This window comes from Vibrio cincinnatiensis (assembly GCF_022113815.1).
Taxonomy (GTDB): domain Bacteria; phylum Pseudomonadota; class Gammaproteobacteria; order Enterobacterales; family Vibrionaceae; genus Vibrio; species Vibrio cincinnatiensis_A.
Genome location: NZ_SGOM01000001.1, coordinates 175,013 through 199,462, shown reverse-complemented (window position 1 = coordinate 199,462; position 24,450 = coordinate 175,013). Strand labels below are relative to the sequence as shown.

The following is a 24,450-nucleotide window of genomic DNA, read 5'->3' as shown; positions in this document are numbered from 1 at the left end:
ACACAATAAACATACCATTAAAAAGAGGCAGATCCTCTTTTTTTATTTTCGGCTAGTAGAAAAGTTTTTTAATCCGCTAGCATATACTTTTGTATCAACTTTAGCTAAGTAACTTAGACGATAAAAACATGCTTTATATTCATCTAAAAAATTCGCACTACTTTTACTGACATAATAAATAGAGTTTTCAGGAAAATGAATACTAGTATTTACTTCAAAGCAATCTAACCCTAAAGCACTCGCCCATGCCTCCTTTATCATAGATGACAAATTGCCATAGTCATGCTGGTAGTTGCCAGGGCAATAATAGATATCTCTATTAAAGAACAATGCCAGGTGATAATGTGGTAACACTGACGTATTCTGCTCTTTAACCCATACGTATCTCATATTACACTCTCCAATTTTTCCCTTCCGCCTTAAATCATTCTTTATCTTAGATTTCAATGACTCAATAAATCGAGTAATTGTACATCCATTATAATTTAAATAAAATTTAGGATATCTAAGATCAACTCGTTGAACATAAACTCTCCTATATTCATATAATGATAAGTCCAAGGTTTCTTTAATAGAAAATAAATATTTAATCACTAATCCACCATGATGGTTAATCACAGGAAGAGAAAGAAATCTCTTTTCATTGGTTAGAGTACGATGTCTAGTTGAAGTAAGTTCTTTCATTAGTTATCTCTATGGTTGTTTGTTCATAGAAGGTAACTATCTTGTTATTTTTATAGCTATTTAATTTAAATGTTCTATATATATTATTATACCAGCGCATTTTACTCATTTCTTTATCTAACAAACCTTGCTATCACCGGATTGTTCAAGATAACGTCACGTCTCGACACTCTGATAAAAGATCATGATAGAGTTAAGTAAGCCTTCTTCACAAAAACCGCTTCAATCCCCTGGTAGGATCACAAAAAACAACGTTCACTCTAGAGTTAAATCATGATTTAATCTACAATAAATCTACAATAAATTTATCTTTAATTGGCAATAAAACAACTGTAAACCGACGATAAAAATACAATAAAAAACTGTATTTATCACAAAAAATACATATATAAACAACATTAATTAGTGGGATAGAATATGGAAATTAGATGTAAAGAAACAGGAATAAATGTTGTTGATATTATAAAAATTAAAAAATATATTGAAGAAAGTGATATTAACTTTATAAAAGCAAAGGTGTTAGCCAACTACTGCAAGGATATAAAACAAAGTAATGATATTATAGCTTATGGTATTTTAAAATCATACAAAGATAAAGTAGTAATTAAAAATAAACCAAATCGCTTGAATTTAAAATCAGAATTCGAAAATGATGTTAAATTTATTTCATCAAATTTAATTACTTCATCAATCAACATAGAGTCAATTATAGAAAAATTAAACAACACCGGTGTAATTAAAAGTGATTTACTTTGGATTGACAGTTCTAATATTAGACAATGTTACTATTTAGCATCATGCTTATATCTTTCTAATATTTTTCATCAAATTACAAATGAAATTATACCTCTTGAAGAAAAAGATTTTGACTTTGAACACTTGGTTATCAATAGATTAAATGAATTTGAAAATACAAGTTCCATTAATTTATCCACATTTTCATTTAAAGAACACTTAACCTTAAATATAGAAAGCAGTCCTAATATTATGTATGATCACATCCTACTTGATATAATAGTCAATAGTATGTTGCTAAATAAAAACTATCAACAACAATTAAAAGTTTTTTGGTTAAATGCTAATACAATAAAGTATCAATGGTTAGATGTAAAAAATAAACAACAAGTTGATTGGGCTTATTGCTATCTTAAAAAAAACCATATATCTGGTTGGTTTTTACCAGAGGCAGACAGAGAAGATTATATCCATAAGTATTACTCATCCATCGTGCTATTAGATCTTTGGCCGGCATCACAGAAAATTAACGGGTTAGGAAATAAGTTTGAATTCATAGAAAAAATGAAAAGGTCTTGGTCTCAGCAAAAAAGTCGATTAAAAAATAAAAATAAAAAAACATTCACTTTTTCGATGGAAAGTAATGTTGAACCAAAAATAGAAAAACTCTGTAAAGATAACCATATTAATAAGAGCAAGCTAATAGAGAAACTAATAAATGACGCTTTTGATTCCTTGTAAATCGTATCATAATTTTGCAGGTCAAAATCAACCCGTAAACATGAGTTTAAAGTTCTCTATTAGAAACTCGCTTTCGAATCTAATCCTATACTTCGCTCTCTACCCAAGCCACAGCTCGTCCACCGAGCTGAACTTGGGTAGGGAAGTCATTTTGTTCGATGAAACGGTACATACTCGTACAAGATAAACCAGTTAAAGCCAGCACTTCTCGAGAACTGATCAAGCGAATATTGTTTGGCATATATCACCTCTTGCACTGGTTAATTTCAAAAAGATGACATATGTCAAATTTTATTTATATTTGATACAAAATAGTTACTTAAGCTTTTACCAAATATAAATGCTCCATACCAGTAACACTGTAACTTCCATAACTTGATTTCTCAATATGTTCACTCCACCAGCTCATTAGCTTACGGCGAGAGTCTAAATAGTCAGTACGGTTATAAGCCTTACGTATTTGGTTTTTATCCGTATGGGCAAGCGCAGCCTCAATAACATCTGCATCAAAGCCCTGTTCATTAAGTGTTGTACTGGCCAAAGCACGAAGACCGTGAGCTGTCGTCCTATCTTTAAACCCCATCCGCCCTAGTGCTTTATTTGCTGTTTCTGAATCGGTTGGGACTTTCGGGTTACGGCTCGAAGGAAATATATAGTCTCGATGTCCGCTAATTGGCTTGATCGCTTCAAGGAGCGCTAGAGTCTGGGGCGTTAGAGGAACAACATGCTCGCGGTTCATCTTCATTCGCTCTTTCGGGATAATCCATAGCTGGTTTGCCATGTCTATTTCTTCCCAGCGAGCGCCTGACGCTTCATTAGGGCGAACCATGGTATGAAGCTGCCATTCAATCAGAAAGCGCGTCACATGCTGAATATTGGCGGTTGCTACCGTTCGAATAAGCTCATGCATCTCATGAGGCTGTAGCGCTTTCATGTGCACTACTTTGTGCTTCTTGAATACGTCACGGATACCAGATAATGGATTAGAATGAATCACACCGCTGTTTACAGCATAATTCATGATCTCGTTCATCAGTTGGGCGGTACGTTTTACGGTTTCTAGTAAGCCTTGTGTTTCAACGGGACGCAACGCCGCAATAGCGATAGGCGCCGTGATTTTGCTAACGGGTATCGTGCCTAGCTTGGGAAAAGCATAGAGCTCCAGTTTGCGCCAGTTACCATTGAGAGTCTTCTCTTTTATCTGCCCTTCCTTCGTTGCCTTCCACTGCTCAGCGACAAACTTGAACGTTGCATTTTGCTCGACAATAACTTTGGCCTTTTGCTCTTCTTTGGCCAGTTGAGGATCAATACCATCCGCAAGCATCTTTCGGGCCTCTAGCGCTTTCTCTCGCGCTTCTGCCAAGGACATGTCTGGATAAGTACCAAAGGAAAGATAAGTGATTTTGCCCTGACCAGGTCGTTTATAACGAAACTGCCAAGAACGTGAATTGCTTGTACGCACACAGAAGTAGAGATTGCCGCCATCAGATAAGCGATAGAGCTTATCTTTGGGCTTTGCCGTTTGGATTTGCCTAGCCGTAAGATTATTCGCCATTTTGATCCCTCAAGTAATACCTGAACAAAGCTCAATTTTCGAAAAAATCTAGGTATTACTTTTGGTCGATAACTGCTTAACTTACATCAAGTTAAAGATCGAACTGATAGAGAAAATGACAACAAAGTAATACCTGATTTAGTGCTCAAAAGTAATACTAGCATCAAGTAGGAATACTGGGTATTACTTTAGGTATTACTCTAGACAAGCGCTTTTACGACACTTTATGGAACGCCACGAAACCGTAACTCATTGATTTTGATAATTTTTAGATAAGAAAAAAGACGTCCTGAGACGTCTTTAAACTTGAATGTGGCGGTGAGTGAGAGATTCGAACTCTCGATACGTTGCCGTATACACACTTTCCAGGCGTGCTCCTTCAGCCACTCGGACAACTCACCGATACGTTAGCTAAGCTAACGAGGCGCTAATTTAATGATAATAGAGGGAATGGTCAAGCAGAAATCAGGAAAAAAGTCTTACTGAGTCTCTAGTTGCTCACTTATTGAGTCATTCGCCTAAGTTCAACACAGTAGATCCCTATCAAATAGCGGAAATATGGGTGCGATTCATATACTCATAACCGTAGATGAAAAAAGATATGGCTAGTTTAATTTTATGAGGCGTACCTAAGCTTGTAATCAAATTCGCATTATTCGACAATTTAAGGTTAAGATAGACAGTGACTTTTCGCTGTTATACATGGAATTCCATTTTGACCTTACACGACATTCTAACTTTACCCGAACTCGAAGATAAATTACTTAATGAAGCTAAAACTCGCGGTTTTATCACGGCAATGGCTTTAGCGCCCAATATCCTCCCCCCAGAAGAGTGGTTACCCTTTTTATGGGGTGGCGATGATGTTGCTCCTTTTCAAGATGGTGAGCTGCTAGAAAGCTACTTAGAGCAGATTATCCATTTATGGAATGTGTACCGACCAGCTCTGCTTGATGGTGCTTGGGCTTGGCCTGAAGGGTGTGAACTAGATGAGGCCGATCTTGTTAACCAAGCAACGAGAGATTTTTGTGAAGGAGTATTACAAGGTTGGCAACTAACTCGTGATGACTGGGAAGTATTAATGCCAGAAGAAAGTCAAGATAATGCCTTACTCGGAGGCGTCCTCCTTTCATTAAGCATGCTTTATGATCCGGAGACATCACTTGCTACGCTAAGCCAACAGGGGATTGACGATTTAGATCAGTTTGAGGAAATCTATAATGCCATTCCTGTGATGTTGTGTGGGCTAGCAAAACGAGGTATGCAGCTTGCTGAAGCACAATAAATCAGCCGAATACGCTTAAAATAACCTAATAGTTAAAAGCCCGATCTTTATGAAACGGGCTTTTAATACCGAATACGATATCAGGCATTACCTTTTATTTATTGAGTTGCTCAGCAAAATCTAACATTCGATTAAGCGGAACTAACGATTTGACTCGGATAGCTTCATCAACAAAAATTTCGTGGCCTTGCCCATCATCACGCAATGCACCTTCTATTGCCTTCAAACCATTCATTGCCATCCACGGGCAATGAGCACAGCTACGACAAGTTGCACCAGCGCCAGCCGTTGGCGCTTCAATAAGCTCTTTCTCTGGAACCATCTGCTGCATTTTAAAGAAAATGCCTTTATCGGTCGCAACAATCATCTGTTGCTGTGGCAATGCTTTTGCCGCTTTAATGAGTTGGCTAGTAGAACCTACCGCATCGGCCAATTCAACCACACTCGCCGGAGATTCAGGGTGCACTAATACTGCTGCATCTGGGTATAGTGCTTTCATTTTACGTAGGGCATCAGCGGAGAACTCATCATGTACTACGCATTCCCCTTGCCACAGTAGCATTTCTGCTCCAGTTTTCTTAGCAATATAAGAACCAAGGTGTCTATCTGGCCCCCAGATGATTTTTTTATCTTCAGAATCAAGATGCTCAACAATTTCTAATGCAATACTGGATGTGACAACCCAATCTGCACGCGCTTTAACAGCGGCAGAAGTATTGGCATAAACCACGACAGTATAGTCAGGATGAGCATCACAAAAGGTCGTAAATTGATCTGCTGGACAGCCGAGATCTAAAGAACATTCTGCTTCAAGTGTAGGCATTAAAATACGTTTTTCGGGAGTGAGAATTTTGGCTGACTCTCCCATAAATCGAACGCCCGCGATCAATAAAGTCTGCGCTGGGTGACGATTACCAAATTTGGCCATTTCTAACGAATCACCAACAAAACCACCCGTTTCTTCAGCTAGAGCCTGGATTTCAGGATCTGTATAATAATGGGCAATCAGTACCGCATCTTTGTCTTTTAGCTGCTGCTTGATTCTTGCTACATAGGTTTGCTTTTCCTCATCCGTTAATGGGATGGGTTTAGCAGGGAACGGGTATACCGTATCGATTTTATCCAGTATATGACTCATTGCTCTTGCTCTGTGCAACGTTATGTAATGGGCGCATTGTACACTGTATCAGCAAAAATAGGCAAAAGTGATTCGATACGTGGTACCACCTTTTGTAAAAAACAAAAGAGGCCGCTAATTTAGCGCCCCCCAATAGTAAAAAACAAGGTTTATGGTTTTAAGTGATCTTGGGCAACTTTTGCTGATGCACTATTAGGATAGTCATCCACCACTTGTTGGTAATATTTTTTGGCTTGAGCAGCATTATTATTTCGTGCCGCTAGATCGCCTAATTTCACCAGTGCATCTGCGCGTTTATTAGAATCTTGATAACTGATCACCGCGGCAAAACTTTTTACTGCTTCTTGATCGTTTTTCTGTGCAAAGTAAAGCTGGCCTAACCAGTAATGGGCGTTAGGAGCAAAACTTGAATTCGGATAGTCTTTTTGGAATTGTTGGAAAGCCGCAATCGCGCCCGCATAATCTCGTTTCTTCAAAATGAGATCAACGGCATTTTGATAAGCCGCCTGTTCATCTGCATCACTGCTAAAAGTCCCTAGTGGTACATCATCACTACTCTCACTAGTAGCCGTTTCTGCAGCAGGACGTTTAGCCTCACGACGCAAAGTATCAAGTTCAACAAACAGTTCTCGTTGACGCTGCAACATTTGCTGCATATCGTAGTTATTTCTTTCTATTTGCCCACGTAATTCATTAATTTCAAGGGCCATATCGTCCAACTGCTTTTGCATCTGCAGTTGCATTCGATTTCGGTTTTCAAGCAAACGTTCCAAACGAGCAACGTCAGTTTCTCCTGCGATAGCTGAAGAAGTGGAGACTCGTTGGTTACTGTTTCCTAGATCTGATACTGGAGCTGGTGCAGCGAACGAAATGCTCGCTGCACTTGCCAGTAACGCAAGCGTAAATACGCGCTTAAGGTTACTGAACATGAGGGATCCCTCAATTAGTAGACAAGAACAGCACGGCGGTTCTTAGCATAAACATCTTCGGTTTGACCAAGAAGCAATGGCTTTTCTTCACCGTAACTAACAATAGCAATTTGGTCAGCCTGTACACCTAGCGCTTCTAGGTATTTCGCTACCGCTTGTGCACGACGTTCACCAAGCGCAATGTTGTACTCAGGGGTACCACGCTCGTCAGCATGACCTTCAACGGTTACTTTTAGGCTTGGGTTTTTGCTTAAGTAAGCCGCATGAGCAGAAAGCATTTCTTCATAATCACGTGCAATAGTTGCATTATCAAACGCAAAGTAAATAGTTTGAGTTTCACGTAGAGCTTGCTCTTTCAACTCTTGCTCAGAAAGTTGTGCATTCTCATCAATTGGCGATACAACCGTTGTATCCATACTGCGTGTACGTGACTCACCTGAAGTAGATTGGTTAGTTTGTGACTCAGAAGAAGCACTTGCTGCTTCATCACTTGAACTACATGCAGTAACTGCAAGAACAGGTAGCGCAATTAGTAGCCCTTTAAGAACCTTGTTAAGTTGCATCTTATTTTCCTTACTATGAAATAGTTAGTTGCTAAATTGTAAGTTTGCTATAAAAACGGAGACCATGCAGGAGCCCTAACGCGCCCATTGGTTGCTGGTAACCTTGCTTTAAATCGCCCATCTATAGAAACCATAGACAAGACATTCGCCTGATTATACATTGAACTGTAAATAACCATGCCACCATTTGGGGCAATACTTGGAGATTCATCCAACAATGTTTTTGTCAGAATTTGTACTGCTCCGGTTTCCAAATCTTGTTTTGCTAAGTTAAAGCCCGAATTATTTCGGTTTACCATGATAAGGAATCTTCCATCTGGGGTAATTTGCCCACCAAGATTCTGACTTCCCTGCCATGTTAAACGCTTTGTCGCATCATCGCTTAAATTTACTTGATAAATCTGTGGGTTACCACCCCTATCAGACGTAAATATTAAGGATTTGCCATCTGGACTCCAGAAAGGTTCGGTATTATTTGAGCGACCTCGAGTAATTTGTGTCAATTTCCGAGAGGAGAGATCGAGCGTATAGACCTGTAGGCTGCCTGTTTTCGATAACACTAAGGCCAATTTTTTGCCATCAGGAGAGAAACGAGGGGCACCGTTATGGCGAGGGAATGACGTGATTTTTTCACGTTCTCCCGTATATATATTCATTAAAAATATTTCAGCTTGGCCATTCTGAAAACTTACATAGGCTAACTGACGACCATCTGGAGACCAAGCCGGAGACATTAATGGTTGTTTAGAGCGTAAAACAAGGCGCTCATTATAACCATCATAATCAGCCACTCTCAGTTGATAAGGGTAATTATCTTTATCGTTAACAACGACATAAGCGATACGGGTGAGAAATGCACCTTTTTCCCCTGTGAGCTCTTCATACACTAAATCCGCAATTCGGTGAGCATACTCGCGCATCCGTTTTACCGGTACGGTCGCCACTTTATTAAATAGCACATGATCTTTCGATAATACTAACTGTCCATCCGCACTTAATGCTCGGCTTTGGCCTTGAGTCAATTGCCCACGAACAACGTCAACCAGTTGATAATTGATGACGTAATTACCTTGGTCATTCAAAGTAATTGACCCCGTTAGTAGTGCATCAACGCCAATTCGAGTCCATGCATCAAACTTAACATCCGCTTCATGGTAAGGGGTTTGTGGCATACGATTAGTGGCAATGGGGCTAAATTTACCACTGCGTTGTAAATCTGAGGCAATCACTGCAGAAATGTCCTGAGGAAGCGGTTGATTTCCTTCCCATTTAAAAGGAACAATCGCAATCGGACGAGCAGAGTTCACGCCGTCTGTTATTACCAATTCAAGCGCCCCGTGGGCCAGTTGTACGCTACTGGTGATGACCAATAACCACCCTACTAATAATCGCTTTAACACGAGCTTTTCCTTTTAATCTGGAACTACGGTTAAGTTAATGTTTTTAAGCTTCTCAATCACATCCGCTTCATCGGCTTTCGGTAACGGAAAGCTTCCCACTTGGGCTACCGCACGCTTAGTTGCTGCACAAAGCCGAGAATCCCCTTCTACGATTTGTAAATCACCAACAATTGCATCGGCCCCGGTCGGAATAAGACGCAAATTGACCTTACATTGCTTTCCCCGGAAGCTATCTTCTAATAACAGATTTTGCTCAATCAATTGAGTATAGATAGCACCCCAACGTTGGGCTTCATTACTGATATATTGAGAACGAGCCGCAGAAATATTTTGCGCTTCACTCTCCAACCCTGCAAAAATATTATTTAACGCGGCTTCTTGCTCTTTACGTTCCCGCTCCAAGCGTTCTAATCGTTGCTGTTCTTGACGCGCTTTCTCTGCAGCAGCTTTGGCTGCTTTTTCTTTCGCAACCCGTTCTTTCTCTGCTCGCTCAGCCGCTTCACGTTCGCGTTGAGCTTTCTCTTTGGCTTCCTGAGCTGCCTTTTCACGAGCTAAACGCTCTTGCTCTGCTTTGGCAGCAGCAGCCGCTTTGGCCGCACGTTCTGCTTCCGCCTTCTTCGCGGCTTGTTCGTTAGCTTTTCTTTCTGCTTCTGCTTTTGCGGCACGCGCTTGTTCTTCACGCGCCTTCTCTGCAGCAACTTTTTGCTCTTGCTCTTTCTGCAGGCGAGCTTTTTCTGCTTCACGAGCCACTTTAGCTTCTCTGGCTTGCTGCTCCTTCAGTTGGCGAACTCGTTCTTCTGCTTCTTTGCGATTCCGCTCCAGTTGCTCACTTTCTCGGCGTAATTTATCTAATCGTTCTTGCTCTTTTTTCGCTGCCGTCTCACGTTGGCTACGAATTTGCTGAGCTTGCTGCTTAACGAGGTTAGGATCTATCACCACCGCTTGCATCACGACCCCACCCGTTTCAGGAGTCGGCGATGAAAAAGTAAAATCGGCCCCCCACACGAGCACAATCAGCAAAGCCGCATGTAATACCACCGAAAGGATCAGTGGTTTTTTATCCAACGCTTTGTTCGATTTTTTCGCTTTCATCAACGCTTATAAGCCTATTCTTTGATATCCGTGAGTAAGCCCACTTTCGCTATGCCCGCTCGGCTTAATTCATCTAACACTAAAACAATATCCGCATAGGGTGTTGCGGCATCACCCCCAACAGCAACAGGCGAATCGGGTTTCAGTGACAGTTCTGCTTTCACTCGCACGATAACATCTTGTAAAGAGAGCCCTCGTTGAACCTCTTCATCATTCACGCTTAAGCCTAAATTTCCGTCTTTATCTACTTCAACAATAATAAAACTTGCGTCCGTTTCTTTTGCTAACTCGGCTGTAGATTTAGCCGTTGAGGTTTTCGGAAGTTCCACTTCAACCCCTTGAGTAATAAAAGGGGAAGTCACCATAAAGATAATCAGCAAAACCAACATTACATCAATATAAGGGACAACGTTGATTTCAGCTGTCATCTTCCGTTTCTTCGGTTGATAACCTGCCATCTGTTATTCCTTACCCGCCATGGCTTGACGATGTAATATACTGTGAAACTCTTCAGAAAAAGTCGCATACGTATGTTCTAATTTACTGACTTTGCTACTAAATCGGTTGTAAGCGATAACTGCTGGAATCGCAGCAAACAACCCCATTGCCGTAGCTACAAGTGCTTCAGCAATACCGGGAGCCACCATCGCTAGCGTTGCTTGTTTGACTTCACCCAGTGCAATAAAGGCATGCATGATACCCCACACTGTACCAAATAAACCGATATAAGGACTGATTGAGCCAACCGTCGCCAAAAAAGGTAAATGCGTTTCTAACTCATCAACCTCACGGGAAACCGCAACGCGCATTGATCGCCCCGTTCCTTCCATAACATAATCTGGTGAAGCCGCATGCAGTTTATGCAAACGAGCAAATTCAGTAAAACCGGAGTAGAAGATTTCTTCCGCCCCTTCTAGGCTGTCTTTTCTTTTTTTGACATCTTGATATAAAACAGACAAATCATTACCGGACCAAAACTTATCTTCAAACTTTTCTGCACTTTTCTCTGCCTGAGAAAGAACTTTGTTACGTGTGATGATCATCGCCCATGAAGCGACAGACATACCGAATAAGATAAGCATAACCAACTTAACTAATAGACTGGCCTGCAAGAACAGATCGAACATGGAAATATCAGCGGTCACTCTTTGTTAACTCCAAAATAATTGATTGAGGCATGGCTTGTGGCCTCATCTTTTGATTATCAATACATGCTACCTTAACTAATGCTTTACACAATAGTTGCCCCTCAGGATTGACCAGCTCTTGACAGAAGATTAAGGAGGCTTTCTTTAGCTCTGTTATCATGCTTTTCACCTGCAGTTGATCATCTAAACGTGCAGCTCGCAAAAAATCGATATCCGCATGTCGGACCACAAAGCCAAGATTTTGTTCCAGTAAGGTGTGTTGTGACACGCCCAGCGAACGCAGCATTTCCGTTCTAGCACGCTCAAAGAATTTAAGATAGTTAGCATGGTAAACCACGCCTCCAGCATCCGTATCTTCATAGTAAATAGTGATAGGCCAATCGAACACTTGTATCATTTCGCCATTTCCGCATCAAACATAGGGAAGTTTAGCTTGGTACTATACCGCATCTCTTTGTTGTAAGTACAAACTGAAGCGTAAGATTTTATTGGGATTTGATAAAAAAATAGCGTTACCTCAAAGAGACAACGCTATCATTTACTCGGTATTAACGAGTTGACTAATAATCCGTAACGGCTACCCCGTCAAGCGAACTAACAAAAAACTCATCATAATCGGTAGTGAAAAATAAGGGCTGAAAAAAATCTGCCAAACCCAGCTGCGAGGTTTAAAGCCGACACCAAACACCATACTTGAGCATATTGCCCAAATCAGTAATGGAGCAACTAGTGCATTAAACCCACCAATACTCACCGCATAAGCTTCAGGATCCCACATTACCATCGCAACATGATAAAACCCGAGCAGGATAGACAACATCTTAAATAAGATTTTATCTATTGGCTGATGCAGTTTGGTCAGCTGAATAGAAGCATTATTCACTATCTTTATCCATCATTTCACTGTGCTCTAACCAAAGAGCGTTGATGATGCCAAAAGCACATGCCAGCAAAACACCAAGAATCCATGCAAAATACCACATCGTTTCGCTCCTTAGTAAAGTGAGTTTTTATTGTCTTCGATGTACTTGTCATCCAAGCGACCGAACATTTTATAGTAAGACCATGCTGTATAAGCCAGAATAATAGGCACCATAACAAACGCGATAAATGTCATCACATTTAGAGTCAGTTCACTCGATGTCGAATCCCACATGGTTAAACTGTGGCTTGGTACTAAGCTTGATGGCATAACAAATGGGAACATAGCAAACCCTGCAGTAAAGATAACACCCGCATTCCCTAGGCTAGAGGTAAGGAAAGCTAATGCCCCTTTTTCAAAGCGAGACGCCAGTACTGCAAAGAGTGGCATGAATACACCAAGTGCAGGGGCTAACCATAAAATTGGATAAATTTCAAAGTTATGCATCCAAGCACCCGTTTCACGAACCACTTCTTTATTCAGTGGGTTTGAGGCAGCCGCACCATCAATTGCACTCACCACAACATAACCATCCATATTTTGTACCCAAAAACCAGCGGCAACAAATAGGATACAGGTTAACAAACCCGTTAATTGAGCAGTTAGGCGCGCACGTGCATGCAGATCACCCGTTGTTTTCATTTGTAGCCAAGCTGAACCTTGCATCAAAATCATAGACAAGCTAACTAAGCCACACACAAGCGCAAATGGATTCAATAAGCCAAAAAATGAACCATGGTAACTAGGCATGATTAATTCATTTAATTGGAATGGAACACCTTGCAATAAATTACCAAAAGCCACACCAAAAATAATAGGCGGAACAAAACCACTGATCGAAATGCAGATATCCCATGTGTTACGCCATCTTGGGTCTTCAATTTTTGAACGATAGTCCAACCCAATCGGACGCAACCAAAGGGCAGCTAAGGTCAGAATCATCGCAAGATAGAAGCCTGAAAATGACGTTGCATAAACCAACGGCCAAGCAGCAAACAACGCCCCCCCCGCCGTGATTAGCCAAACTTGGTTCCCATCCCAGTGTGGAGCAATAGAGTTAATCATGACTCGACGTTCTGAATCATTTTTCCCCAGAACAGGAACCAGAGCCCCCACTCCCATATCAAAGCCATCTGTAATGGCAAAACCTACTAGTAGAACGCCGATCAGCACCCACCAGATCAGTCGTAAGATTTCGTAATCAAACATATTGCTTTCTCCTTGGCTAGGCTTCTACTTGACGGTTGACGTTATCTTCAACAGAGTTGCCATGTTGTTCGAAATGGTAGCGGCCAGTTTTCAGGCTGCTTGGTCCTTTACGAGCAAACTTCACCATTAAATAAACTTCAGCAATTAAGAATGCGGTGTACAGCGCTAGAATAGCAAACAGCGATGTCCAGATTTGACTAGCTGTGAGCGCAGAAGCGGCAATATTAACCGGTAAAATTTCACCGACTGCCCATGGCTGACGACCATATTCAGCAACAAACCAACCCGCTTCAATCGCAATCCATGGTAGAGGAATACTGCAAAGTGCAGCTTTCAACACCCAAGGTTTGTGTTCGATTTTTTGACGACAAGTTTGAATAAAGGCGGCTCCGAAGACAAACAGCATAATAAAGCCACAACCAACCATAAGACGGAATGACCAAAATAGTGGCCATACGGTTGGAATAGAATCATCTGCCGCTGCTTGGATCTGCTCTTCTGTTGCATCAGAAACCTGTTCGGTATAACGCTTGAGCAACAGACCATAACCAAGGTCATTCTTCACTTCGTTAAATGCTTGGATATTTTCATCAGATTTATCTCCAGCACGCAGTGTTTGCAACAATTCATAGGCATACATACCATTGCGAATACGATCGATGTGCTCTTCACGTAAATCACGCAGGCCTGTTACTTCTTTATCTAAAGAACGAGTGGCGATAATTCCCATCACATAAGGGATCTTAATCGCATAATCGGTTTGCATGGTTTCTTGGTTTGGTAGACCAAACAAGGTGAAAGCGGCCGGTGCAGGCTCAGTATGCCATTCAGATTCAATCGCGGCTAATTTCACGCGTTGAACATCACCCAGCTCATAACCAGATTCATCCCCCAATACAATCACGGAAAGAATCGCGGCCATACCAAAAGAAGCGGCAATTGCAAATGAGCGGCGAGCAAACGCAACATCACGGCCTTTTAATAAGTAGTAAGCGCTGATCCCAAGAATAAACATCGCTCCCGTGGTGTAACCAGACGCCACAGTATGAACAAACTTAACTTGTGCGACAGGGTTGAGAACAACCTCAGCAAAGCTAACCATCTCCATCCGCATAGTCTCGAAATTAAACTCAGCCCCTACTGGGTTTTGCATCCAGCCGTTAGCGACGAGAATCCATAAAGCAGAGAAGTTTGAACCTAAGGCCACCAACCAAGTTACGGTTAAGTGTTGGCGTTTAGAGAGACGATCCCAGCCAAAGAAGAACAAACCGACAAAGGTTGATTCTAAGAAGAAAGCGACCAGCGCTTCAATGGCAAGCGGAGCTCCAAAAATATCGCCTACATAGTGTGAATAATAAGACCAGTTCGTGCCGAACTGGAACTCCATAGTTAGGCCTGTAGCCACACCCAGAGCAAAGTTGATCCCAAAAAGCTTACCCCAGAACTTTGTCATGTCCTTATAGATTTGCTTATCAGTCATTACATAGAGCGACTCCATAATGGCAAGTAGAAATGCCATTCCTAAAGTCAGTGGAACGAACAAGAAGTGATACATCGCTGTCAGTGCAAACTGCAACCGCGATAGATCAACAACATCAATCATGGTAACTCCTTTGTGTCGGCTGAATGACACTTTTGACATAATGCAACAACAAGCACAGGTTAACAGCCCATATCAACTGTTAACTTTTTGCACGAAATTGTTGCTTTTATGTACCATTGTGGTTAGTTAATTGTTAAGCATCAGCTAATATAGCTGGGACTAATACTACTTCCAAAACCCTTGAGTTTCAAAAGGTTTGTTCGTATAAAACGCTTTGATTTAAATCAATTTTTATTGTCACATGTCGGTTAAAAAAGCAACAAAATGATACAGATCAACAAAGATGCTGTTTTGTCGTTTAAACAGGATCAAAAATAAATAAACAAAAGCACACATTCAACACAATGGGTTAACACTAACCCAAAAGTTATTACGAATGATAAATTTAAGAAATATGCCAAAATGTGACATATATTTAGAAATGTTTCTTTTCCTCAGTAGCCAACCTGATGTTCACACTATTTTTGTAGACCAAAATGCAAATACGCACGGTCCGTTGCTATTCGTCCGCGAGGTGTTCGTTGTAAATAGCCTTGTTGGATCAAGAAAGGTTCGAGTACATCTTCGATGGTATCTTTCTCTTCGCCAATGGCCGCAGCCAAGTTATCTAACCCAACCGGCCCCCCAGAGAATTTCTCCATGATAGACAATAAAAGTTTTCTATCCATATAGTCAAACCCTTGGTGATCAACATCCAACATATCTAGAGCTTTATCTGCTGTTTGAGCACAGATATGACCATTCCCTTTCACTTCTGCATAATCTCGGACCCGGCGCAATAACCGGTTAGCGATACGCGGTGTTCCTCGAGCACGACGGGCCACTTCTAATGCTCCATCAGAGTCCATAGAAAGTCCTAAATGATGAGCGCTCCGCTGCACAATATGCTGTAAATCAGCCACATTGTAATACTCCAAGCGCTGTACAATGCCAAAGCGATCGCGTAACGGAGATGTCAATGAACCGGCGCGAGTGGTCGCTCCAATCAGAGTAAAGGGGGGAAGATCAATTTTGATTGAGCGGGCTGCAGGACCTTCACCAATCATAATATCCAATTGATAATCTTCCATCGCAGGATAGAGGACTTCTTCAACCATTGGGCTTAGACGATGAATTTCATCAATAAATAAAACATCGTTTTCTTCTAGGTTGGTCAAAAGTGCAGCAAGATCTCCAGCTTTTTCTAACACAGGTCCAGATGTCGTCCGAATGTTGACGTCCATTTCATTGGCAACGATATTAGCTAACGTCGTTTTTCCTAACCCTGGTGGGCCAAAAATCAGAAGATGGTCGAGAGCTTCACGACGTTTTTGTGCTGCTTGTATAAAGATTTCCATTTGATCGCGAACGTGATCTTGTCCTTGATAATCAGCGAGTTTCTTCGGTCGAATCGCACGATCAATCACTTCTTCATCTTTAAAGGAAGGGTTCATCGGCGCAATCAGGCGATCAGCTTCGATCATAACCAGGTATCCATCGTGTTAGGAGCAACCGTTACGGTTGTTCTCCATGGGGCGCAGTATAGAAGATCGTTCATCAATTCTCTGTTACTCATGGTGTGAAAAGCAAGTTTATCTACATTGGTATGTCAGCTATTAAACCATTGATTTTAAAGCATCGCGGATTAACTGCTCACTGCTCATGCCCGCTTTAGCGACTTGAGCGACCGCTTTTGAAGCTTGAGCGGGTTTATACCCTAATGCTAGCAAAGCACTCACGGCTTCTTCTTCCGAGTTTTGCTCCGATAACATGACTCGCTTATCGGCTGGTACAGCATCAGTGGCAGGAGTCAATAAATCCCCCGTACCCCATCCTTTTAGGCGATCTTTCATTTCGACAACTAAGCGTTCAGCTGTTTTTTTACCGACACCGGGTAATTTGATTAAGGTTGAAATATCTTCACGCTCAACACAAGAGACAAACTGACTGGCAGTCATGCCTGAAAGAATTCCCAGCCCCATTTTGGGGCCGACACCGTTAGCTTTAATCACTTCTCGGAATAAAGCCCGCTCGCTTACACTATTAAACCCATAAAGTAATTGTGCATCTTCACGTACAACAAAATGAGTATAGATAATTGCTTCTTCCCCTAAATTGGGTAATTCATAGAAACAGCTCATCGGCATTTGTACTTCATAGCCAATACCTCCCACTTCAATGAGTACTTGGGGAGGTTGTTTTTCAATTAATATTCCACGAAGACGGCCAATCACGGTTAATTCCTTTGTTTGTCAGTCAAGCTTAATGGCGAAGATAATAATAAAGAACTGGATGGATAGCCAGTAAAACTCCATAAATCACCATGTCCAAGATGGGGGTTATCGATAACGCCCTCGACGGGCACTGGTCACTTGACCAGCCAAAGCGATCAACGTCTTATTAGTATTTGCGTGACATATAGCGACCCCCAAAGCATCAGCAGCGTCGGCCTGAGGTTTTGCTGGTAATTTCAGAAGCTGTTGTACCATATGCTGAACTTGAGATTTATCTGCCCCTCCCGTCCCAACAACGGCTTGTTTAATCAACCTTGCGGCATATTCATGAACAGGCAAATCGGCATTAACCGCCGCCACAATCGCACTCCCTCGCGCTTGTCCTAATTTTAGCGCTGAATCGGCATTTTTAGCCATAAACACTTGCTCAATGGCAAAGACATCCGGCTGAAACTGAGTAATAATTTCACTGACTCCAGCATAAATTTGTTTTAGCCGTAAAGGTAATGCTTGATCAGCGGTTCGGATACAACCGCTCCCTAAATAGATGAGGTGCCGCCCTTGCTGGCGAATAACACCATAGCCGGTGATCCGAGAGCCAGGATCAATACCCAGAATAATTGACATAAGTCATTCCTAATTCAGCCTACCAGCGAGATTTTTGATGGGTATAAAGATAACAGCGAGGCATTAAACCTCGCTGTTGACGATCATCAACTCGATAAGCAAATGATTTACTTACGTCGCCAAGTTGTACCGTTTGGCCCATCTTCAAGAATAATGCCTAACTCATTCAGTTTATCTCGGGCAAGATCGGCATTCGCCCAATCTTTTGCTGCTCGAGAATCATTGCGCAGTTTAATCAATGATTCAATTTGCGCTACTTGAGCTTGATCTTCCACTTCTCCTTGCATGAAATGCTCGGGATCTTGGTAAAGAATGCCAATCACATCAGCCAACTCACGCATTAATGCGCCAAGCGCACTCGCTTTCACCCGATCTTCACTTTTCAATCGATTGATTTCTCGTGCCATATCAAATAGGACGGAGTAAGCTTCTGGTGTATTAAAGTCGTCATTCATTGCTGCGGTAAAGCGGCTGACATACTCTTCCCCACCGGCAGCAGGAACGGTCATATCTAATCCACGAAGCGCAGTGTACAGACGCTCTAAAGAAGCTCGAGCTTGATTGAGGTTTTCTTCACTGTAGTTCAGTTGGCTACGATAGTGACCAGACATTAAGAAATAGCGGATCGTTTCTGGATCATAATGCTGCAATACGTCACGAATGGTAAAAAAGTTGCCTAGTGATTTAGACATTTTTTCTTTATCCACCATGACCATACCGCTGTGCATCCATGTATTCACATACGAGGTATCATGAGCACAGCATGATTGTGCAATTTCATTTTCATGATGAGGAAATTGCAGATCAGAACCCCCTCCATGAATATCAAAATGGTCGCCTAAAATCGAAGAGTTCATCGCAGAACATTCAATGTGCCACCCTGGACGTCCAGCTCCCCATGGTGATTCCCAAGTCGGTTCACCCGGTTTAGACATTTTCCACAGCACAAAATCTAGAGGGCTACGTTTAGCCGTTTCAATATCAACCCGAGCGCCAGCCTGAAGCTGAGCAAGGTCTTGCTTAGAAAGTTGACCATATTGAGCAAACTTGCTCACTTCAAACATCACATCGCCATTATCAGCCACATAAGCAAAACCACGTTCAATGAGCCGCTGAACAAGGGCAATAATCTCATCAATATATGCGGTTGCTCGCGGTTCGACATCAGGACGCTTGATATTCAACGCATCAAAATCGGCATACATTTCTTGAATCAAACGTTCAGTTAGTGTCTCACAAGGTTCGTTATTTTCAGCAGCACGTTTAATAATTTTGTCGTCAATATCGGTAATATTACGCACAAAAGTAAGGTTATAACCCAAATAACGTAAGTAACGAGCCACCACATCGAAAGACACAAAAGTACGACCATGGCCAATATGACAGAGATCGTATATGGTGACTCCACAGACATACATGCCGACCTTGCCAGCGGTAATGGGTTTAAATTCCTCTTTCTGTCTTGTGAGTGAGTTATAAATCTTCAACATGATCTCTATCTAATTTATTGTGAATTCCAAAATAGTTTTAGAGTATAACAACTCTGTTATCACTAGGTCATCCATTTGATGTTTTGAATGCACAAAAAGTTAGGCTAAAATCAATCATTCATACAAAACGAGTAAAGGTAATACACATGATCACGCTGCATACCAATTTTGGTGACATTAAAATTCAGCTCAATGAAGAAAAAGCACCAGAAACCAGCGCTAATTTTTTACAATACTGTCGTGATGGCTTCTACGACAACACCTTATTCCACCGTGTTATTGATGGCTTTATGATTCAAGGTGGCGGTATGACTTCAGGCCTACGTGAAAAAGAAACTCGTGCTCCGATTCGCAATGAGGCCAACAATGGTTTAAGCAATAAAACGGGAACCCTTGCCATGGCTCGTACCATGGATCCCCATTCTGCTAGCTCACAGTTTTTCATCAATGTGAATGACAATACTTTCCTAGACTTTCGCTCAGAAAGCCGTGATGGCTGGGGATACTGTGTATTCGGTGAAGTCATTGAAGGTATGGATATTGTCAATAAAATCAAAGGTGTTAGTACCGGTTCTTATGGTATGCACCAAGATGTTCCCCTTGATGAAGTGGTTATTAGCAGCACGACGATCGAAGAATAAGATCGAAAATTAAATTACCGATGGATGGAGTGCGTTAAGCACTCCACTAATGTTCTTATGCATACTTTATTTATTTCAGATCTTCATCTTTCTCCCAAACGTCCAGATATCACCCAATGTTTTACTCAATTTATGCGAACTGAAGCACGACAAGCCGATGCTCTTTATGTACTCGGTGATTTATTTGATTTTTGGATCGGTGATGATGACCCAACCCCTTTTGCCCAACAAATTAAGACTGAGTTTCAGCAACTTACCGCATCAGGTGTGCCCTGCTTCTTTGTTCACGGCAATCGAGACTTTCTGATTGGTCAACGGTTTGCGAAAGAAACCGGAGTCACCTTATTAGGGCAAGAAACCGTTATTGACCTCTACGGTACCTCCGCGGTAATACTTCATGGCGATACCTTATGTATCGAAGATGTCCGTTATTTGGCGTTTAGAGAAAAAGTGCATAAGCCTTGGCTACAATGGGTATTTAATCGCTTACCCTACGCGTTTAAAAAACGTATCGTAAAACGAGTACAATCGGATATTCGGAGCGATAAAGAACAAAAAGCAATGGAAATCATGGATGTGACGCCAAGTGAAGTGCTACAGGTCATGCAGAATCACCATGTTGATCTTATGATTCATGGACACACCCACCGCCCAGCGATCCACCATTTGATGGGCATTGACAATAAAATACGCATCGTATTAGGTGATTGGTATAACCAAGGCTCGATCCTACGCTATTCACCACAAGGGTATGAGCTCGAGTCTCGACCTCTGTAATTTGTAACTCAACTTTCTTTGAGTTAACTCGCAACAACCTGCTTAGAAATAGATAATAATCATGAAAAGTGCCCATAAGTAACAATAAAGATAATAAGAGCAGGCCTATGAAGTACTCCTATATCGCACGACAACCTATTTTAGACCGAGACAAAAAAACCATCGGCTATGAGTTATTGTTCAGAGACGGGCCAAAAAATACTTTTCCCGAGATTGATCCTGAACTAGCGACCAGCCGCCTCCTCTCCGATCACTTTTGGTCAACCCATTACAGTGCATTAGGGCAACATTGGGGCTTTGTTAATTTCCCCTATCAAAGTTTAATTAATCTCATCCCAACATTATTCCCATGCGACAGTTTAGTGGTCGAAGTTCTCGAAGACTGCCAACCCACGGAAGAATTGCTCAATGCCATTAAACAGTTAGCTCAACTCGGTTATAAAATTGCTCTAGATGATTTTATCCCTAACCGAGCTTGGAAGCCTTTTCTTCCTTATGTTTCGATCATTAAGTTCGATATTCGCCTTATCCCCATAGATAAAGCGCAAATTTTCATACAAAAACTAGCAGGGTCACACATTCAATTTCTCGCAGAAAAAGTAGAGACTTATGAGGAGTTTGAACAAGCTAAGCAAGCTGGATTTGTTTATTTTCAAGGCTATTTTTTCAGTAAACCCGAATTAATCCAACGTAAAGCGCTGGAACCCGCTTTTATGACGATCGTTCAGTTGTGTAAAGAGATAGCCAAAGAAGAGATTGATTATCAAGAGTTAGAGCGCCTCGTAGCAAAAGATCTCACGCTTTCTTATAAATTACTGACGTTTGTCAATGCCTCTGCCATGGTCAGTGCCAAGATACAATCCTTTAAGCAAGCATTGGTCTATTTAGGGGAAGAACGATTACGAAAATTTATTTCTCTGGTTGCAATCGCATCGACTCACCGAGATAAACCGGATTCTTTGTACAGTTTATCCATTCAGCGCGCTCGTTATTGTGAACAACTTTATCTCAAAACCTGCGGAACAAATGCTTCAGGAAATGCCTTCTTAACTGGCATGTTTTCACTGTTAGACAGCCTACTTGATCAACCGATTGAAGAAATCATGCACAAAATGCCAATAGAAGATGCCGTTAAACAAGCATTATTAACAGGAGATGGTGTGTTAGGGCAACTGCTCTATTTGGCAAAAGCGTATGAGCACGCTGATTGGCAACAAGTAGCCCGGCTCTCTCAACAACTTAAACTCACCGAATCAGACGTGAGCGATTGTTACAGTGAAGCGGTCAGTTGGACTGTGGATTTATTAAATATCAGCACCTAGACACCGCTAACCTATCACCCTAAACTAAGCGGCTATTTTGTGTCGTTTAGTGGAACAACCGCCATGACAGATTGTTATTGTGGCAGTGGTCAAGAATATCAATACTGCTGCCAACCCATTCATACCAGCCCTCAACAAGCACAGACACCTGAACAGTTAATGCGTGCGAGATACAGTGCCCATGTACTGGGTTTGATTGATTTTGTCGTCGATACTTACCACCCTTCCTGCCAAGCAGATAAACAACGCGATGACATTGCAGATTCCATTAATAGCCAATGGCAAAAGTTAGTAGTTTTACGCAGTTGGCCTGGATGCAATGAGAATGAAGGGTTTGTTCACTTTAAAGCTTTCTATCAGAGCGGTCAGCGCAAGCATTGCCTTGAAGAGCAATCCCGCTTTATCCGTGAGCATGACCAATGGTTTTATATTGATGGGTGCTTTCCTCAATCGGGAAAAATAGGCCGCAACGATCCTTGCTCATGTGGCAGTAGTAAAAAATTTAAAAAATGTTGCGGCTAAGTGGGATGTCCCTAACATAAAATCGTTAGGGAAAGACATTTATTCTTGATCAATCATCCATTTACGAAACGCTTTTCTTTGCTCTTTATTGGCGTGCAAATAGAGCATTTGTAGATCATTCAATACCGACTCAGAAGTCACCACAGCGGGCTTAGCGGACGAAGAACTTTCGTTTGCTGTAACAGCATGTGGTTGATTATCTACCGTTAGATAACTCATCGTGATCGCAGCTTTGCCAGATCGTTTGTTGTATTCAACAATATCATCAATAAAACTTTGCCCTAGTACAAAACCACTAACAGGTACAATCTCGCTCACCTGCTCAACCGGTTTCTGGCTATTAATATCAACCAACTGCCATTCAAAATGGGGAATGTCTCTTTTGGCTTGCTGCGCATTACGAAAGTTGGGCATCGAGAACATTAAGGTTTGTTCACTAGCATTAAAGCGTAATACCACCAATTCACTGTACACATTATCAACCGTATCCCGGTTAACAAAAGGTTTCACATAACGAAAGGCAATTTGGTTAACACCATCCGGTAATTCCACCGTTTTACTATTACTTAAAAAACCGCCTTGAAGCTTCGGTTTCTCTAAGTTGACTACCGCTAAACTGATCTCTTCTGGGACAGTCAATTGTACCTCGGCTTGCACGGTTGCAGTCAGGGATAACCCTACCAATAGTCCATGAATGATATTTTTCATTATTGCGGCCATAACTCTCTTATCTCCCATAAAAAAAGCTCGGCAAAGCCGAGCTTATCTTAACGATAAATCGCTAAATTACCAGTATACACGAGCACCGATAGCAAGGTTGTTAAGATCATCTTGACCATCTGTATCGTTAAAGTTGTACTCAATGTAAGTACGTGCCCACTTAGCAAACATGTATTCTGCACCTAGGTAAAGGTTCGTTACATCAGCTGCTTCTTTTTTGCCGTTAATGAACTGAGCACCACCGTACAGTGATGTTTTGCTCGCCACTTCATATTTAGCACCTAAGTGGAAGCCATCAGATTCAGATTTAGTTTTAGCAACATTATCTTTATCTTTGTTATAAGCATAAGTAAAGCCAACCACACCTTTGTCCAGTGCATATTCAGCCGTCGCTTCAAAGTAAGTTGAATCAACATCACCAGATGTCTTATCAGACATTGACGCTCCACCAATGTGTAGTGATAGTGCATCATAAGAAGTTCCCGCGTACAGCTCAAACAGCTCTGCGTTATCGTTATTTTCCGCTAGGTTGTACTGTGCTTTTACCCAGCTGTTATCCAATTCTAACGCATACTTGATCGCACTGGTTTGCCAGAAATTATTATCCAAACCACCGTCAGCAATATAAGGCGCTAAATCGTATTCATACGCATAGATAGCACCATAAATATCATCATAAAGTGGTGAATGTTGACCATAAGTCATCACACCGTATTCGGTACTCATACCGATATAGTGTTGACGAAGTTCCCATTCATCACCAACTTTGTATTCTACGTTACCAATCACATCCAAGCCTTCTTCAGCGGCTTTGTAGGTCAAGTTGATACCAACACGTGAGGAACCTTGGTCGATCTTAGCATCCGTATCATCTTCATCGGTAAACTTAATGGTTTGACGAAGCTGACCATAAAAATCAACAGATACATCATCAGCTTTGAACACTTCTGCTGCATTTACTGACGTTGCTGCTGAAGCAACCAGTAGTGCTACTAGAGTCTTTTTCATATTAATCCACTGCCTTTTCTTAGATGGGAATTCCATTTCGGTTCCCTTTGTTTTAGATGATGGTTGGCTAACTCTTCGGTTAGTTACCATCGCCACTAAATTCGAGCTTTAGATTGCAAAAGAATA

At 41.6% G+C, this 24,450-nt stretch carries 27 protein-coding genes and 1 tRNA gene; 6 read left to right on the top strand and 22 right to left on the bottom strand.

The window, feature by feature from the left end; all coding sequences use genetic code 11:
* Window positions 1-42 precede the first annotated feature (42 nt).
* Complete coding sequence (locus EXA13_RS00875) at window positions 43-684, bottom strand: inovirus Gp2 family protein (protein ID WP_238131442.1); 642 nt, start codon at window positions 682-684, stop codon at window positions 43-45.
* Between the two features lie 417 nt (window positions 685-1,101).
* Here EXA13_RS00875 and EXA13_RS00870 point away from each other — a divergent pair, with 417 nt between their 5' ends.
* On the top strand, window positions 1,102-2,160 hold the full coding sequence (locus tag EXA13_RS00870; RefSeq protein ID WP_238131441.1) for a hypothetical protein: 1,059 nt from the start codon (window positions 1,102-1,104) through the stop codon (window positions 2,158-2,160).
* 85 nt (window positions 2,161-2,245) lie between these two features.
* On the opposite strand, the gene EXA13_RS00865 is transcribed toward EXA13_RS00870, so the two are convergent.
* The 3 genes from EXA13_RS00865 to EXA13_RS00855 all read right to left on the bottom strand — a co-directional run bounded on the left by EXA13_RS00865 (window position 2,246) and on the right by EXA13_RS00855 (window position 4,116).
* The gene (locus EXA13_RS00865) at window positions 2,246-2,401 is read right to left on the bottom strand and encodes an AlpA family phage regulatory protein (RefSeq protein WP_238131440.1); all 156 of its coding nucleotides are present in this window, start codon (window positions 2,399-2,401) and stop codon (window positions 2,246-2,248) included.
* Between the two features lie 78 nt (window positions 2,402-2,479).
* Window positions 2,480-3,715 carry a tyrosine-type recombinase/integrase gene (locus tag EXA13_RS00860; protein WP_238131439.1) on the bottom strand — a complete coding sequence of 412 codons (1,236 nt, stop codon included), beginning with the start codon at window positions 3,713-3,715 and terminating at the stop codon, window positions 2,480-2,482.
* 313 nt (window positions 3,716-4,028) lie between these two features.
* Window positions 4,029-4,116 (bottom strand) — tRNA-Ser (locus tag EXA13_RS00855).
* A gap of 314 nt (window positions 4,117-4,430) precedes the next feature.
* On the opposite strand from EXA13_RS00855, the gene EXA13_RS00850 reads away from it, so the two are divergent.
* A complete protein-coding gene (locus tag EXA13_RS00850; protein ID WP_238131438.1) occupies window positions 4,431-5,000 on the top strand; it encodes a UPF0149 family protein in 570 nt (189 codons plus the stop codon).
* Window positions 5,001-5,094: 94 nt separating this feature from the next.
* On the opposite strand, the gene nadA is transcribed toward EXA13_RS00850, so the two are convergent.
* From nadA to cysS, 16 genes are all read right to left on the bottom strand, one after another.
* Window positions 5,095-6,138: a quinolinate synthase NadA gene (nadA, locus tag EXA13_RS00845; RefSeq protein WP_430794450.1), complete on the bottom strand. Its 1,044-nt coding sequence runs from the start codon at window positions 6,136-6,138 to the stop codon at window positions 5,095-5,097.
* Between the two features lie 149 nt (window positions 6,139-6,287).
* Window positions 6,288-7,067 (bottom strand): tol-pal system protein YbgF, encoded by a 780-nt coding sequence (gene ybgF / locus EXA13_RS00840; RefSeq protein WP_238131437.1) that lies wholly within the window; start codon window positions 7,065-7,067, stop codon window positions 6,288-6,290.
* Between the two features lie 14 nt (window positions 7,068-7,081).
* Window positions 7,082-7,630 (bottom strand): peptidoglycan-associated lipoprotein Pal, encoded by a 549-nt coding sequence (gene pal / locus EXA13_RS00835; RefSeq protein ID WP_238131436.1) that lies wholly within the window; start codon window positions 7,628-7,630, stop codon window positions 7,082-7,084.
* 47 nt (window positions 7,631-7,677) lie between these two features.
* Window positions 7,678-9,030, bottom strand: coding sequence for a Tol-Pal system beta propeller repeat protein TolB (gene tolB, locus EXA13_RS00830; protein ID WP_238131435.1), 1,353 nt, complete (start codon window positions 9,028-9,030; stop codon window positions 7,678-7,680).
* A 12-nt stretch (window positions 9,031-9,042) separates the two neighbouring features.
* On the bottom strand, window positions 9,043-10,122 hold the full coding sequence (gene tolA, locus EXA13_RS00825; protein WP_238131434.1) for a cell envelope integrity protein TolA: 1,080 nt from the start codon (window positions 10,120-10,122) through the stop codon (window positions 9,043-9,045).
* A 14-nt stretch (window positions 10,123-10,136) separates the two neighbouring features.
* Window positions 10,137-10,580 carry a protein TolR gene (gene tolR / locus EXA13_RS00820; protein ID WP_238131433.1) on the bottom strand — a complete coding sequence of 148 codons (444 nt, stop codon included), beginning with the start codon at window positions 10,578-10,580 and terminating at the stop codon, window positions 10,137-10,139.
* A 3-nt stretch (window positions 10,581-10,583) separates the two neighbouring features.
* Window positions 10,584-11,267, bottom strand: coding sequence for a protein TolQ (tolQ, locus tag EXA13_RS00815; RefSeq protein WP_238131432.1), 684 nt, complete (start codon window positions 11,265-11,267; stop codon window positions 10,584-10,586).
* Window positions 11,257-11,667 (bottom strand): tol-pal system-associated acyl-CoA thioesterase, encoded by a 411-nt coding sequence (gene ybgC, locus EXA13_RS00810; protein WP_238131431.1) that lies wholly within the window; start codon window positions 11,665-11,667, stop codon window positions 11,257-11,259. Before ybgC ends, tolQ begins: the two co-directional genes overlap by 11 nt.
* Before the next feature lie 180 nt (window positions 11,668-11,847).
* Complete coding sequence (gene ybgE, locus EXA13_RS00805; RefSeq protein ID WP_238131430.1) at window positions 11,848-12,153, bottom strand: cyd operon protein YbgE; 306 nt, start codon at window positions 12,151-12,153, stop codon at window positions 11,848-11,850.
* Window positions 12,146-12,253 carry a cytochrome bd-I oxidase subunit CydX gene (gene cydX, locus EXA13_RS00800; RefSeq protein WP_000270284.1) on the bottom strand — a complete coding sequence of 36 codons (108 nt, stop codon included), beginning with the start codon at window positions 12,251-12,253 and terminating at the stop codon, window positions 12,146-12,148. Before cydX ends, ybgE begins: the two co-directional genes overlap by 8 nt.
* Before the next feature lie 11 nt (window positions 12,254-12,264).
* The gene (cydB, locus tag EXA13_RS00795; RefSeq protein WP_238131429.1) at window positions 12,265-13,401 is read right to left on the bottom strand and encodes a cytochrome d ubiquinol oxidase subunit II; all 1,137 of its coding nucleotides are present in this window, start codon (window positions 13,399-13,401) and stop codon (window positions 12,265-12,267) included.
* 16 nt (window positions 13,402-13,417) lie between these two features.
* Window positions 13,418-15,004 (bottom strand): cytochrome ubiquinol oxidase subunit I, encoded by a 1,587-nt coding sequence (gene cydA, locus EXA13_RS00790; protein ID WP_238131428.1) that lies wholly within the window; start codon window positions 15,002-15,004, stop codon window positions 13,418-13,420.
* A gap of 458 nt (window positions 15,005-15,462) precedes the next feature.
* Complete coding sequence (ruvB, locus tag EXA13_RS00785; RefSeq protein WP_238131427.1) at window positions 15,463-16,467, bottom strand: Holliday junction branch migration DNA helicase RuvB; 1,005 nt, start codon at window positions 16,465-16,467, stop codon at window positions 15,463-15,465.
* Between the two features lie 132 nt (window positions 16,468-16,599).
* Window positions 16,600-17,217: a Holliday junction branch migration protein RuvA gene (gene ruvA / locus EXA13_RS00780; RefSeq protein WP_238131426.1), complete on the bottom strand. Its 618-nt coding sequence runs from the start codon at window positions 17,215-17,217 to the stop codon at window positions 16,600-16,602.
* A gap of 105 nt (window positions 17,218-17,322) precedes the next feature.
* A complete protein-coding gene (ruvC, locus tag EXA13_RS00775; protein WP_238131425.1) occupies window positions 17,323-17,844 on the bottom strand; it encodes a crossover junction endodeoxyribonuclease RuvC in 522 nt (173 codons plus the stop codon).
* A 107-nt stretch (window positions 17,845-17,951) separates the two neighbouring features.
* Window positions 17,952-19,334: a cysteine--tRNA ligase gene (gene cysS / locus EXA13_RS00770; protein ID WP_238131424.1), complete on the bottom strand. Its 1,383-nt coding sequence runs from the start codon at window positions 19,332-19,334 to the stop codon at window positions 17,952-17,954.
* Between the two features lie 146 nt (window positions 19,335-19,480).
* On the opposite strand from cysS, the gene EXA13_RS00765 reads away from it, so the two are divergent.
* From EXA13_RS00765 to EXA13_RS00750, 4 genes are all read left to right on the top strand, one after another.
* Window positions 19,481-19,975 (top strand): peptidylprolyl isomerase, encoded by a 495-nt coding sequence (locus EXA13_RS00765; protein WP_238131423.1) that lies wholly within the window; start codon window positions 19,481-19,483, stop codon window positions 19,973-19,975.
* Between the two features lie 57 nt (window positions 19,976-20,032).
* Window positions 20,033-20,752 carry a UDP-2,3-diacylglucosamine diphosphatase gene (gene lpxH, locus EXA13_RS00760; protein WP_238131422.1) on the top strand — a complete coding sequence of 240 codons (720 nt, stop codon included), beginning with the start codon at window positions 20,033-20,035 and terminating at the stop codon, window positions 20,750-20,752.
* Window positions 20,753-20,859: 107 nt separating this feature from the next.
* Window positions 20,860-22,074 carry an EAL and HDOD domain-containing protein gene (locus tag EXA13_RS00755; protein WP_238131421.1) on the top strand — a complete coding sequence of 405 codons (1,215 nt, stop codon included), beginning with the start codon at window positions 20,860-20,862 and terminating at the stop codon, window positions 22,072-22,074.
* 63 nt (window positions 22,075-22,137) lie between these two features.
* Window positions 22,138-22,596, top strand: coding sequence for a YchJ family metal-binding protein (locus EXA13_RS00750; protein ID WP_238131420.1), 459 nt, complete (start codon window positions 22,138-22,140; stop codon window positions 22,594-22,596).
* A 39-nt stretch (window positions 22,597-22,635) separates the two neighbouring features.
* On the opposite strand, the gene EXA13_RS00745 is transcribed toward EXA13_RS00750, so the two are convergent.
* Together EXA13_RS00745 and EXA13_RS00740 are read right to left on the bottom strand one after the other, a co-directional pair.
* Window positions 22,636-23,304, bottom strand: a complete 669-nt coding sequence (locus EXA13_RS00745) for a DUF2057 family protein (RefSeq protein ID WP_238131419.1) — start codon at window positions 23,302-23,304, stop codon at window positions 22,636-22,638.
* 78 nt (window positions 23,305-23,382) lie between these two features.
* A complete protein-coding gene (locus tag EXA13_RS00740; RefSeq protein ID WP_238131418.1) occupies window positions 23,383-24,324 on the bottom strand; it encodes a porin in 942 nt (313 codons plus the stop codon).
* Between the last annotated feature and the right edge of the window lie 126 nt (window positions 24,325-24,450).